The organism is Kitasatospora sp. NA04385, assembly GCF_013364235.1.
Lineage (GTDB): Bacteria > Actinomycetota > Actinomycetes > Streptomycetales > Streptomycetaceae > Kitasatospora.
Window position 1 is genome coordinate 4,808,466 of the sequence record NZ_CP054919.1, and the last position, 13,010, is coordinate 4,821,475.

General features: G+C 74.0%; 12 protein-coding genes, 1 tRNA gene and 1 riboswitch. Of the genes, 10 read left to right on the top strand and 3 right to left on the bottom strand.

Annotated elements, in window-relative coordinates:
• Positions 1-5: 5 nt before the first annotated feature.
• Positions 6-881 (top strand): cupin domain-containing protein, encoded by an 876-nt coding sequence (locus tag HUT16_RS21550; protein WP_176189750.1) that lies wholly within the window; start codon positions 6-8, stop codon positions 879-881.
• Positions 882-925: 44 nt separating this feature from the next.
• On the top strand, positions 926-1,921 hold the full coding sequence (locus tag HUT16_RS21555; RefSeq protein ID WP_176189751.1) for a MazG family protein: 996 nt from the start codon (positions 926-928) through the stop codon (positions 1,919-1,921).
• A gap of 30 nt (positions 1,922-1,951) precedes the next feature.
• On the opposite strand, the gene HUT16_RS39295 is transcribed toward HUT16_RS21555, so the two are convergent.
• The gene (locus tag HUT16_RS39295; RefSeq protein ID WP_176189752.1) at positions 1,952-2,371 is read right to left on the bottom strand and encodes an SDR family NAD(P)-dependent oxidoreductase; all 420 of its coding nucleotides are present in this window, start codon (positions 2,369-2,371) and stop codon (positions 1,952-1,954) included.
• A gap of 156 nt (positions 2,372-2,527) precedes the next feature.
• On the opposite strand from HUT16_RS39295, the gene HUT16_RS21565 reads away from it, so the two are divergent.
• From HUT16_RS21565 to HUT16_RS21600, 8 genes are all read left to right on the top strand, one after another.
• The gene (locus HUT16_RS21565; RefSeq protein WP_176189753.1) at positions 2,528-3,772 is read left to right on the top strand and encodes a cytochrome P450; all 1,245 of its coding nucleotides are present in this window, start codon (positions 2,528-2,530) and stop codon (positions 3,770-3,772) included.
• Between the two features lie 232 nt (positions 3,773-4,004).
• Positions 4,005-4,203, top strand: a riboswitch (cyclic di-AMP (ydaO/yuaA leader).
• A gap of 3 nt (positions 4,204-4,206) precedes the next feature.
• The gene (locus tag HUT16_RS39300) at positions 4,207-4,935 is read left to right on the top strand and encodes a transglycosylase family protein (protein WP_176189754.1); all 729 of its coding nucleotides are present in this window, start codon (positions 4,207-4,209) and stop codon (positions 4,933-4,935) included.
• Positions 4,936-5,236: 301 nt separating this feature from the next.
• Positions 5,237-6,526, top strand: a complete 1,290-nt coding sequence (gene eno / locus HUT16_RS21575; RefSeq protein WP_176189755.1) for a phosphopyruvate hydratase — start codon at positions 5,237-5,239, stop codon at positions 6,524-6,526.
• 149 nt (positions 6,527-6,675) lie between these two features.
• Entirely contained in the window at positions 6,676-7,119 is a 444-nt protein-coding gene (locus tag HUT16_RS21580; RefSeq protein WP_254897925.1) for a septum formation initiator family protein, read from the top strand.
• A gap of 52 nt (positions 7,120-7,171) precedes the next feature.
• Positions 7,172-7,831, top strand: a complete 660-nt coding sequence (locus HUT16_RS21585; RefSeq protein WP_176189757.1) for a DUF501 domain-containing protein — start codon at positions 7,172-7,174, stop codon at positions 7,829-7,831.
• A complete protein-coding gene (locus tag HUT16_RS21590) occupies positions 7,828-8,763 on the top strand; it encodes a Ppx/GppA phosphatase family protein (protein WP_176189758.1) in 936 nt (311 codons plus the stop codon). The genes HUT16_RS21585 and HUT16_RS21590 overlap by 4 nt, the downstream gene beginning before the upstream one ends.
• Positions 8,764-9,276: 513 nt before the next feature.
• Positions 9,277-10,644 (top strand): NAD(P)/FAD-dependent oxidoreductase, encoded by a 1,368-nt coding sequence (locus tag HUT16_RS21595; RefSeq protein ID WP_176189759.1) that lies wholly within the window; start codon positions 9,277-9,279, stop codon positions 10,642-10,644.
• A 280-nt stretch (positions 10,645-10,924) separates the two neighbouring features.
• Positions 10,925-12,259 (top strand): carboxypeptidase-like regulatory domain-containing protein, encoded by a 1,335-nt coding sequence (locus HUT16_RS21600; protein ID WP_176189760.1) that lies wholly within the window; start codon positions 10,925-10,927, stop codon positions 12,257-12,259.
• Between the two features lie 35 nt (positions 12,260-12,294).
• On the opposite strand, the gene HUT16_RS21605 is transcribed toward HUT16_RS21600, so the two are convergent.
• Positions 12,295-12,747, bottom strand: a complete 453-nt coding sequence (locus tag HUT16_RS21605; protein WP_176189761.1) for a DNA-binding protein — start codon at positions 12,745-12,747, stop codon at positions 12,295-12,297.
• A gap of 119 nt (positions 12,748-12,866) precedes the next feature.
• Positions 12,867-12,948, bottom strand: a tRNA-Leu gene (locus tag HUT16_RS21610).
• Positions 12,949-13,010: the final 62 nt, after the last annotated feature.

Here is a 13,010-nt window from a genome sequence, read left to right on the forward strand (position 1 = left end):
CGACCGTGACCGAGACCTGGCTGCGCCGCTTCGTGCCCGACGAGGAGCGGTTCCGCACCGAACTGTGGCGCACCGCCCCGGCCGTGCTGCACCCCGCGCACCCGCCGGTGGACGTGCTGCCCGCCGCCGAACTCGACCGGCTGCTCGACCACGGCCTGCTGCGGGCCCCCTACCTGGGCCTGGTGCAGCGCGACGCCCACCTGCCCGACGCGCGGTTCTGCCCGCCCCGGACGGTGCTCGGCGAACCGGTCGGCGGCTACGCCGACGGCGCGGCGGTGCGCGCCCTGATCCGGGACGAGCGGGCCACCCTGCTGCTGCGCTACGTCGACCAGTGGCACCACGGGGTGCGCACCCTGTGCCACGGCCTGGCCGCCGAACTCGGCCGCCCGGTCGAGGCGTTCTACTTCCTGACGCCGCCCGGCACCCAGGGCCGCCCGGTGCACCGGGACGACGCGGACGTGTTCGTGGTGCAGCTCTCCGGCGCCAAGCGCTGGTGGGTGCACGGCGGCCCGGCGGACGGCAACTGGGTGCCGGAGCGGGAGGACGGCGACCCGGGCGAGGCGCTGCTGGACACCGTCCTGCGGCCCGGCGAGGTGCTGTACGTGCCGCGCGGGTTCGCGCACCGGGCCCGCGCCGAGGAGGGCGCGCCGTCCGCCCACCTGTCGCTGACCGTCCGGGAGGTCGCCAGCGCCAACCTGTACGCCGTCGCGCAGGGCCTGCTCGCCGACAGCTGCGAACTGCCCGGCCGCCCGCTGGACGACGCCGCGCTGACCGGGGCCGCCGCCCGGCTGCTCGACCACGCCGCGGAGCTGCTGGCCGAGCTGACCCCGGCCGACCTGCTGGCCGTCACCCGGCAGGTCGTGCTCCGGCCCGCGGCCTGACCGGCGCACCCGGCCGCCCCGCCCCCCGCGGTAGGTTCGGACCCGTGGAGACCCCGAAGCTGATCCTGCTGACCACCACCCACCGCGTCGCCCCCGGTCTGCTCTCCTGGCCGGCCTGGGAGGCGCTCCGGTCCGCGCCCAAGGTGCTGGCCGGCGTCGCGGACCACCCGCAGCTGGCCGCCCTGCGCGCGGCGGGCGTCGAACCGGAGGTGGTCGAGCGGCCGTCCGCCCCCGCGCTGGCCCGGCTGCTGCTGGCCGAGGCCCCGGCGCTCTGGCTGGAGAGCCCGGACGGCGACCCGGGCCTGACCGACGCGCTGGCCCGGATCGCCGTCGAGGAGGCCGGCGAGCACCCGGAGATCGAGGTGCTGCCCGGCTCGTACGACCTGCCGGGGGCCCGGCTGCTCGACCTGGTCGCGGTGATGGACCGGCTGCGCTCGCCCGGCGGCTGCCCGTGGGACGCCGAGCAGACCCACGAGAGCCTGGTGAAGTACCTGGTCGAGGAGGCGTTCGAGCTGGTCGAGGCGATCGAGGAGGGCGACCGGGAGACCCTGCGCGAGGAGCTCGGCGACGTGCTGCTCCAGGTGTTCTTCCACTCGCGGATCGCCGAGGAGGACGCCGCGGACCCGTTCTCGATCGACGACGTCGCGGGCGACATCGTGGAGAAGCTGACGTACCGCCACCCGCACGTGTTCGGCGACGTGAGCGTGACCGGCTCCGCCGAGACCGAGGCCAACTGGGAGCAGCTGAAGGCGGCGGAGAAGCAGCGCGAGTCGGTGCTCGACGGCGTGCCCTCCGGCCTGCCCGCGCTGGCGTACGCGGCCAAACTGGTCTCCCGGGTGCGCCGGGCGCACTTCACCGGCGTGCCGGACGCGCCGTACGAGCTGCCCGCCGAACTGACCGCGCAGTCCGCGGGCGAGCTGCTGCTGGCCGTCGCGCAGCGGGCGCACGACCGGGGCGTGGACGTGGACGCGGCGCTGCGCGCGGCGGCCCGCCGCTACCGCGCGGCGGTCCGGACGGCGGAGGGGCTGCCGGCGGAGTAGCCCGGGGGAGCGGTCGCCCGGGGAGCGGCCTCAGCCGGCCAGCGGGACGTCGGTGACCGGGCGGCGCTGGGCCGGGACGACCTCGCCGATGGCCTCGCCGACCAGGGCGAGGACCTCGGCCAGCGGGTCGAGGTGGCCGGGCAGGTCGGCGAGCTGGACGATCCGCTCGCCGTCCGGGCCCGCCACCGCGAACAGGTCGATCGGGCCGAGGTGCTTGACGGCGGTGGCGACCAGCGCGGCGACGTCCGCGGGGTGGTGGATGTCGCCGGAGACGCCGACCACCGGGCAGCCGGGACGGTCGAGCTCGGCGGCCAGGTCCTCGGCGACGCCCGGGCGCAGGTCCGCGACCAGCAGGCCGGCGGCGCCGGCGGCGGAGAACCGGCGGGCCAGGTCGGCCCCCGAACCCCCGTCGAGCACCGCGATGACCACCACTGCACCGGCTACTCGCATGGCCTGCTCCCCTTTCAGAGCGCGCACCCGTGGTCGGCCCGCACGCCGCCCACGGTGGTTATCGGAGGATCGTAGGCTCGCCCCGACGCTCCGCAACAGGGATTACCCACCAGGTGACCAGACTCACGCGACGGCGCTTCCCGATACGGTCAAGACATGCCAGACCAGCCCCACGCCCCCCAGCCGCCCCTGTTCACCTGGGAGTTCGCCGCCGACCCCTACCCGGCGTACGCCTGGCTGCGGGAGCACGCGCCGGTGCACCGCACTACCCTGCCGAGCGGGGTCGACGCCTGGCTGGTCACCCGCTACGCGGACGCCCGGCAGGCCCTGGCGGACGCCCGGCTCTCCAAGAACCCGGCGCACCACAGCGAGCAGGCCCACCGCAGCGGCCGGGTCGGCATCCCCGGCGAGCGGCAGGCCGACCTGATGACCCACCTGCTGAACATCGACCCGCCCGACCACACCCGGCTGCGCCGGCTGGTCTCCAAGGCGTTCACCCCGCGCCGGGTGGCCGAGTTCGAACCGCGGGTGCGGGAGATCACCGACCGGCTGATCGACTCCTTCGCCGGCCGCGGCGAGGCCGACCTGATCCACGAGTTCGCCTTCCCGCTCCCCATCTACGCGATCTGCGACCTGCTCGGCGTCCCCGCCGAGGACCAGGACGACCTGCGCGACTGGGCGGGCATGATGATCCGCCACACCGGCGGCAAGCGGGGAGGCGTGGGCCGCGCGGTCAAGCAGATCCGCGGCTACCTGGCCGACCTGATCCACCGCAAGCGCGCCGACCTCGGCGACGACCTGATCTCCGGCCTGATCCGGGCCGGCGACCACGGCGAGCACCTGAGCGAGAACGAGGCCGCGGCGATGGCCTTCATCCTGCTCTTCGCCGGGTTCGAAACCACGATCAATTTGATTGGTAATGGGCTTCATGCCCTACTTTGCAACCCGGACCAGCGCGCGCTGCTCCAGCAGTCGCTGGGGCGCGGCGAGACGGCCCTGCTGGAGACCGGCGTCGAGGAACTGCTGCGCTACGACGGCCCGGTGGAGCTGGCGACCTGGCGGTTCGCCACCGCGCCGCTGACCATCGGCGGGGTGGACGTCCCGGTCGGCGACCCGGTGCTGGTGGTGCTGGCCGCGGCCGACCGCGACCCGGCCCGGTTCTCCGCCGAGAACACGCTCGACCTGGCCCGCTCGGACAACCCGCACCTGGGTTTCGGTCACGGCATCCACTACTGCATCGGCGCCCCGCTGGCCCGGCTTGAGGGGCAGAGCGCGATCGGCAGCCTACTGACCAGGCTTCCGGACCTCCGGCCGGCGGCCGATCCGGCCGAGCTGCGCTGGCGGGGCGGGCTGATCATGCGCGGTCTGCGCGACCTCCCGGTCTCCTTCACGCCCCGCTGACGCCGTTTCGACACCCGCGACACGCCGTACCGCTGGGCCGACGACGCGCCGGGGCGGGGGCGCGCGTCGCACTCCTGCTCGGAACGAATCCGGACATACCTGGATCGTTCGTGTACGTGAAAAGGGGATCCGTAATTTCGGCGTGATCATGGTGATATGAGCTTGTGATTGCTCGTCAGCTTTGCTTACTCTCCGACATGCCCGCAGCTGCGGGCCCCGATCGCGGCACGCCGAGTCCTGTCCGCCGCGTCCTCGGGCCACCTACCAGGTACCGGACAGGAGCGGGGGAACCAGTGTGAACGCCGTAGTCCCAACGGCTTGGGGTGAAGCCGCCGAGCAGCGGGCGCAACCGCGTCCGAACCGTCCGGCGGCCGGGCCAGCCTCCCGGTCCGAACCCGACAGCTCACCTCGCAGGCGTGCGGAGAGGATGTCCCGTGCTGTTCGCCAACACCCCTCGCCACCGCCGTAGTACCAAGGCCGAGAAGGTCATCGCCGCCGCCGGCGTGGCCTCGGTCGGCCTGGCCCTCCCCCTGCTCGCCGCCACCGGAGCGGCAGCTGCGTCAGCCGACACCTGGGACCGCGTGGCCCAGTGCGAGAGCGGCGGCAACTGGAGCATCAACACCGGGAACAGCTTCTACGGCGGCCTGCAGTTCACCTCCTCCACCTGGCGCGCCTTCGGCGGCGGCCAGTACGCGGCCCGCGCCGACCTGGCCAGCCGCTCCCAGCAGATCGCGGTGGCCGAGCGGGTGCTCGCCTCCCAGGGCCCCGGCGCCTGGCCGGTCTGCTCCAAGCGGGCCGGACTCACCAAGGGCGGCGCGCCCGCCGACACCTCCGAGGACACCGCCTCGCGCTCCCAGGAGCGCCCGAGCCCGCCCCAGCAGCCGAAGGGCTCGCCGTCGAAGAAGCCGGCCGAGCCCGCCGCCGAGCCCCAGGCCGCCGCCGAACCCCAGGCCGCCGCCGAACCCCAGGCCGCCCCGCAGAACGACGCCGCCCCGCAGCTCCCGGCCGCCGGCGGCTACACCGTCCGGGACGGCGACACGCTCTCCGGCATCGCCGCCGCGCAGAACGTCTCCGGCGGCTGGGAGCGGATCTACCGGGCCAACCAGGGGCTGATCGGCGCCGACCCCGACCTGATCCTGCCCGGTCAGGTGCTCTCGCTCTGATCCCGCTCCGACCCCTGTCCGGACGGTGTTCCGGCATGCGGGACGCGCACGGCCGGCGGCCTGACGAGGCCCCGCCGCCGCCCTGACGAGGGCCGCGTCCCCTGACTCCCCGTCCGCTCCCGGCGCGCGCCCGGCAGTTCGCGCCGCCGGGAGCGGTGGAGCGGCCGTCAAACAGGTGAACTACCGATGAGTAGCCGGGCCACACCGTGAGACGGGGCCCGGCCGGGCGTGGCCGCGCGGCGCTGTGCGGCTAGGCTCTGGTCGTAACGACCACACATCCGCTTCCGCTAGGAGATGCCTCGTGCCGTCCATTGATGTCGTCGTAGCCCGTGAGATCCTCGACTCCCGCGGCAACCCCACGGTCGAGGTCGAGGTCGGTCTCGACGACGGCAGCACCGGTCGCGCGGCTGTCCCGTCGGGCGCCTCCACCGGTGCCTTCGAGGCCCTGGAGCTCCGTGACGGCGACAAGAGCCGCTACTTCGGCAAGGGCGTCGAGAAGGCCGTCCTCGCCGTGATCGAGCAGATCGGCCCCGAGCTGGTCGGCTACGACGCCACCGAGCAGCGCCTGATCGACCAGGCCATGCTCGACCTGGACGCCACCCCGGACAAGTCCTCGCTCGGCGCCAACGCCATCCTGGGCGTCTCGCTCGCCGTGGCGCACGCCGCCTCCGAGGCCAGCGACCTGCCGCTGTTCCGCTACCTGGGCGGCCCGAACGCCCACGTGCTGCCCGTCCCGATGATGAACATCCTCAACGGCGGCTCGCACGCGGACTCCAACGTCGACATCCAGGAGTTCATGATCGCCCCGATCGGCGCGGAGTCCTTCTCCGAGGCCGTCCGCTGGGGCGTCGAGGTCTACCACACCCTCAAGGGCGTGCTGAAGGAGCGCGGGCTCTCCACCGGCCTGGGCGACGAGGGCGGCTTCGCCCCGAACCTGGACTCCAACCGCGAGGCCCTCGACCTCATCACCGAGGCGATCAAGAAGGCCGGCTACACCCCGGGCAAGGACGTCGCGCTCGCCCTGGACGTCGCCGCCTCCGAGTTCTTCGAGGACGGCGCCTACCAGTTCGAGGGCAAGGCGCTCTCCTCCGCCGACCTGATCGCGTACTACGCCGAGCTGGTCGCCGACTACCCGCTGGTCTCCATCGAGGACCCGCTGGACGAGTCGGACTGGGACGGCTGGAAGGCCATCACCGACGCGATCGGCGACAAGGTCCAGCTGGTCGGCGACGACCTGTTCGTCACCAACCCGGAGCGCCTGCGCAAGGGCATCGAGACCGGCACCGCCAACGCGCTGCTGGTGAAGGTCAACCAGATCGGCTCGCTGACCGAGACCCTGGACGCCGTCGAGCTGGCCCAGCGCAACGGCTACCGCTGCATGATGTCGCACCGCTCCGGCGAGACCGAGGACGTCACCATCGCCGACCTCGCCGTCGCCACCAACTGCGGCCAGATCAAGACCGGCGCCCCGGCCCGCTCCGAGCGCGTCGCCAAGTACAACCAGCTGCTGCGCATCGAGGAGATCCTCGACGACGCCGCCGAGTACGCGGGCCGCTCCGCGTTCCCGCGGTTCCGCTCTGCGGACAAGTAAGCACAGCCGCTCCGCGGACAAGTAGGCACAGCCGCCCCGCGGACAAGTAAGCGCAGCAGGGCTGAACTACCGCTTGATGTGACCGGTGCCCCGGTCCCCACCGCGTAGGGTGGGGCCGGGGCACCGGCATGCGCAGGAGGGGCGAGCAGATGGCCAAGTGGAGGATTCCCGGGTTGGCGGCGCGACCGCGCTTCACCAGCCGGGCCACCGTGCTGGTGCTCGTGCTGTGCTCACTGGTGGCGATACTCGCCTACCCGGCCCGGCAGTACATCGCCCAGCGCGGCGAGATCGCCGCCCAGCGGGCCAAGGCCGAGCACGCCCGCCAGCAGGTCGACGAACTGCGCCGGGAGAAGGCCCGCTGGCAGGACCCGGAGTACGTCAAGGCCCGGGCCCGGGAGCGACTGCACTACGCGCTGCCCGGCGAGACCCCGTTCGTCTCGGTCTCCCCGCCGCCCGCGCCCGGCGCGAAGCCCTCCTCGGACGACGCCGCGGCCGGCCGCCCGAAGGCGCTCAAGCCCTGGTACGCCGCCCTCTGGGACTCGGTGGACGCCGCCGACGCCGCCGCGCCGCCCGCACCGGAGCCGGCCCCCTGACGCCCCGGCGTCCCCCCAACGACCCCCGCCCCCTCTGACGAACAGACTCCCGATGAGCAACCAGAACCCTCCCGCGTCCGACGCCCCCGAGGTGTCCGACCGCGACGTCGCCGCCATCGCCGCCCAGCTCGGCCGGGTCCCGCGCGGGCTGCGCGCCGTCGCCCACCGCTGCCCGTGCGGCAACCCGGACGTGGTGGAGACCGCGCCCCGGCTGCCCGACGGCACGCCGTTCCCGACCTTCTACTACCTGACCTGTCCCCGGGCCGCCTCGCTGATCGGCACCCTGGAGGCGGACGGCGTGATGAAGGAGCAGACCGCCCGGCTCGCCGAGGACCCGGAGCTGGCCGCCGCGTACCGGGCGGCGCACGAGGACTACATCGCCCGCCGGGACGCCGTCGAGGTGCTGGAGGGCTTCCCCAGCGCCGGTGGCATGCCCGACCGGGTCAAGTGCCTGCACGTGCTGGTCGGGCACTCGCTGGCCGCCGGGGAGGGCGTCAACCCGCTCGGCGACGAGGCGATCGGGATGCTGGAGGACTGGTGGGCCAAGGGCCCGTGCGTCAGCCCCGCCGAGGTCGACGCGGCCGGTGAGCGGGTCGCCCGCAACCGGGCCAAGGCCGGGGACCACGGCGCGGTGATCGCCGCCAAGGAGGCGCTGAGCGCCGAGCGCGCCGCCCGCAAGGCCGCCGAGGCCGGATCGGAGGACGAGTCGTGAGCCCGACCCGGGTCGCCGCCATCGACTGCGGCACCAACTCGATCCGCCTGCTGATCGCCGACCTCGACCCGGCCACCGGCGAGATCACCGACCTGGACCGGCGGATGCTGATCGTCCGGCTCGGCCAGGACGTCGACCGCACCGGGCGGCTGCACCCCGAGGCGCTGGCCCGCACCTTCGCGGCCTGCCGCGAGTACGCGGAGGTGATCGCCGAGCACGGGGTCGCCCCGGACCGGATCCGGATGGTCGCCACCTCCGCCTCCCGGGACGCCGAGAACGCCGCCGAGTTCGCCGCCGGGGTCAAGGAGATCCTGGGCGTCACGCCGAGCGTGGTCAGCGGCGACGAGGAGGCCCGGCTGTCCTTCACCGGCGCCACCCGCGAGCTGCTCGGCGGCCCGCACCGGCCGCCGTACCTGGTGTTCGACCTGGGCGGCGGCTCCACCGAGTTCGTGCTCGGCGAGCAGGACGTGCGGGCCGCGTACTCGATGGACATCGGCTGCGTCCGGATGACCGAGCGTCACTTCTCGGGCGGGCAGCCCACCGAGGCGCAGATCGAGGCCGCCCGGGCCGACATCCGGGCCGCGCTGGACGCCGTCGCCGCGGCCGTGCCGCTGGACTCCGGCGCCACCCTGATCGGCCTGGCCGGGACCGTCACCACCGTCGCCGGGATCGCCCTGGAGCTGCCCGGCTACGACTCCGAGCGGATCCACCACGCGGTGGTCGGCGTCGAGCAGGTGCGGGAGACCGCCCAGTGGCTGCTGCACTCCTCGCACGCCGAGCGGGCCGCCGTCCCGGTCATGCACCCCGGCCGGGTGGACGTGATCGCCGCGGGCGCGCTGGTGCTGCTGGAGGTCATGGAGCGCACCGGGGCCGCCGAACTGCTGGTCTCGGAGCACGACATCCTGGACGGAATCGCCTGGTCGATCGCCTGATCACGGCTCGGGCCCGGCTCGGCGAACGCCCGGGTGCCCACTGGTCCGAACGGGTTCCGGGAGGCCCCCGGAGGGTGCCCGGGAGACCCCCGCGAGCCCCTTCCGGGCCCCTTCCGGGGCCTCCTCGGGGCCTCCCGGCGTGTCGCGGCGAGAACCTTCGTGAATTTCTTCACATGGCAATCCAGTCTTTCGACCCACTCGGGGGCTCCGCTCCGCCCGAAATGTGGGACCGAAGGCGCCATCCGGGAGTCGCCGGTGGGATCGCAGGCAACCTGCCGTTCATCGCGGAGAAATCGAAACCCCGCTCGGGAACCCGGGTGACGCCGGGATCGTTGCTGTTCAGCGCGGTCCTGCGGGTCGAACCGCTCACGGCGGGGGCCCGCCGGCGGTGAGCGGACCCCCGGGAGTCCACCGGAAGCCGGAAGTGCGGGCGCGCAGTGTAGCACCCGGTGTCCAGGAGCTTGTGACGGGCCTCACGAATGGCCCGTCAGGCGGGGGTGGATACTTTCGGATATGAGCACCACGGAGCGTCCTCGCATCCTCATTGTCGGCGGTGGTTACGTCGGCCTGTATGCCGCGATGCGCATCCTCAAGAAGATGCGCTACGGCGAAGCGACCGTCACGGTCGTCGACCCGCGGTCGTACATGACGTACCTGCCCTTCCTCCCCGAGGCGGCCGGCGGCAACGTCGCCCCTCGCAACCTCGTCGCGCCGCTGCGCAGCGCCCTCAAGAAGGCGGAGGTGCTCACCGGTCACGTGACCGAGGTGGACCACGCCCGCAAGGTCGCCACCATCCAGCCCGCAGCGGGCGAGTCCTACGAACTGCCCTTCGAGTACCTGGTCGTCGCGACCGGCTCGGTGTCCCGCACCTTCCCGATCCCGGGTCTGGCGGAGCACGGCATCGGCATGAAGACGGTCGAGGAGGCGATCAGCCTCCGCAACCACGTCATGGCGCAGCTCGACAAGGCCGAGTCCACCACGGACGAGGACGTCCGGCGCAAGGCCCTGACCTTCGTGGTCATCGGCGGTGGCTTCGCCGGCATCGAGACCGTCGCCGAGATCGAGGACATGGCGCGCGACGCCGCCAAGATCTACAAGACCGTCAGCCGTGACGACATGCGCTTCGTGGTGGTGGAGGCGGCCAACCGCATCCTCCCCGAGATGGGCCCGGACCTCGGTCTGTGGACCAAGGGCCGCCTGGAGGAGCGCGACATCGAGGTCTACATCGAGACCTCGATGGACTCCTGCGTCGACCAGCACGTGGTGCTGAAGAACGGCATGGAGTTCGACGCCTCCACCATCGTGTGGACCGCGGGCGTCAAGCCCAACCCGGTGGTCAACCGCTTCGGCCTCCCGCTCGGCCCGCGCGGCCACGTGGACACCGCGGCGACCCTCCAGGTCCAGGGCTTCGACTACGTGTGGGCGGCCGGCGACAACGCCCAGGTCCCCGACCTGGCCGCCGGTGAGGGCGCCTGGTGCCCGCCGAACGCGCAGCACGCCGTCCGCCAGGCCGCCGTCCTCGGTGACAACGTCATCGCGGGCATGCGCGGCTTCCCGCAGGCCGAGTACAAGCACAAGAACCTCGGCGCGGTGGCCGGCCTCGGCCTGCACAAGGGCGTGGCGATCCTCTTCGGCAAGATCAAGCTGAAGGGCCGCCTGGCCTGGTGGTTCCACCGCGGCTACCACGGCGCGATGGTCCCGACCATGAACCGCAAGATCCGGGTCTTCACCGACTGGACCCTCGCGATGTTCCTCAAGCGCGAGACGGTCGGCCTCTCCGAGATGGAGAAGCCGTTCGACGCCTTCCAGGAGGCGACCGCCCCGGCCCCGAAGCCCGCCGCCGCGGCCGAGCCGAAGAAGGAGCTCGCGGCGAGCAAGTAAGTCGCGACGAGCAGGCGACCAGACCCGGCCCCAGGCCGGGTACGAGTCGGAGGCCCTCCGCCCGGCAGCGCCGCCGGACCACGACCTCCGTGGTGCTCAGCCGGCCCCGCCACCGGGCGGAGTACAGCAGGCAGCTGACGAAGGCCCCCACCCTCCACCGGGTGGGGGCCTTCGGGCTGTTCGGGTGGGGGTGCGGCGGCCCGCCGCGTGTGCGTCCCGCGCGGGAACGGACGGGCCGCATGGTGGACGGGTCCCAGCGCCTTCCGACAGGAGCGGCCCGATGCGCCGTCGTACGATCCAGTGCCTGGCCGCCGCCGCGGCGGCGGGCGTCCTGCTCGCCCTCACCGCCGCTCCGGCCGGGGCCGCCGGTTCCGCCTACGGCGACTGGAGCCTGTCCGGCCCGACCGGCACCCTGGGCTTCCCGGTGGTCGGCCTGCCCCGCGCCACGGTCACCACCGACGGCACCAACCCGGCCGTCGCGTCCGGCGGTTCGGCGTTCCTCAACGCCGCCACCCCGTTCGGCGCGGCCTACGGCGGTTCCCAGGGCCACCCGTACCTGACGCTGCGCACCGCCGCGGGGAGGGGGCCGTCCACCACCACCCTGGCCTTCGAGCGCCCGCTCGCCGCCGGGAGTTGGGCCTTCGCGCTGGGCGACATCGACGCCGACACGGTGCGGATCACCGGGACGGCGGCGGACGGGAGCCCGCTCACCCCGGCCAACCTCGGCTTCCGGGGGGCCTTCAACTACTGCGCGGCCGCGCCGCTGCCGTCCGGCTGCGGCGGTGTGCAGGGTGACGTCCCGCGCTGGGACGGGGACAGCGCCACGCTGATCGGCAACGGCGCGGACACCTACGGTGCGTCGGGCTGGTTCCGCCCGGTCAAGGCGGTGCGCGACCTCACCCTGGTCTTCAGCGTCCAGAGCGGCGCCCCGGTCGGCCAGTTGTGGGTGGCCGCCGCCACCGCCTCGGTGACCGGCCGGGTCACGGCGGACGGCTGCGCGCCGCCGGACCACGGCACCCTGCTGCTGCGGCACCCCGACGGCACGCCCGTCACCGGGGCGGACGGCGAGCCGGTCACCGCCGGGGCGGGCGAGGAGGGGACGTACCGCTTCGACGGGCTCGCCCCCGATGCCTACCGGGTCGCCGTGCGGGTCCCCGGCGGCTACGACGCGCCCGTCCCGGTCCGGGCCGCGGACGCCACCGCCGGCGACGCCGGCGGAGTCGACTTCGCCCTCGCCTGCCACCCGGTGGTGCTCCCCGAGCAGCCGCCGGTCGAGGTCGGCAGCGACCTGGCGCGGACGGTCGACCTCCCCCCGGCGCTGTGCGGCGGCACCGACCTGGCCGTCACCCGCCGGCCCGGGCACGGCACCGTGCGGATCCTCGACAACTGCCACGTCCGGTACGAGCCGGACGAGGGCTGGACCGGGCCCGACGACTTCGCCGTCGGCGGGCACACCGCCGACGGCACGCTGGTGACCGCGGCGGAGCGCGTCGCCGTCGTCCAGCGGCCCGTCCTCGCCGCGACCGGCACCGGCGGGGTCGCGACGGCGGCGGTGGCGGCCGGGCTCGCCCTGCTGCTGGGGGCCGTCGCCGTCCGGGCGGTCCGGCGCGGGTGAGCGCCCGCGGGGGCGGGCGCGGGCGCGGCCGGTCGTCAGGCGGGGTCGGCGGGCGCGGTGCGTTCGGCGAGGCGCTCGTGCCGCTGCCGGGCGGCCTGCGGGGTGCCCAGGCCGAGCCCGAAGGCGATCTCCTGCCAGGTCATCCCGCGTCCGCGCGCCATGGTGAGCAACCCGGCCTCCAGCTCGTCGAGTTCGGCCCGCACCAGCGGCAGCAGGGTCAGCGCGGCCAGCACGTCGGCCCGGTCCACCTCCGGCTCGCCCTCCTCGGCCAGGGCCGCCCCGCTGAGCAGGAACGCCACCAGCCGCACCGCCTCGTGCGGGGCGACCACCGCCGGGTTGGTCTGCCGCCGCCGCTGCCCGTCGGTGGCGGCGTGCCGCTCGGCGATCCGGAACAGCGCGGCGTACACCCGCTGGGCGCGGGCGGCGTCGGGATCGGGCGGGGCGAACGGGTCGGTGCCCGCGGACGGCGGGGGAGGGGTGTCGGCCATGGCCCCAGGATGCGAGCTGAACGCCGACGCGTCAAGCGTTCGTTGTGAACAAGTTGTTCAACACCGAGGGTGACCGTACCCGTTCGGTTGCAAAGCGTCACGACGGGTGGGCAGGGGAGTGCCCAGAGCCGGACTCGAACCGGCACGGCCTCGCGGCCAAGCAGTTTTAAGCTGCCCGTGTCTGCGTTCCACCATCTGGGCCTGGGAGCGCGGCGATCTCAACGCTGAGCCTAGTCGGCCGGACGACCGTTTCGCATATTTCC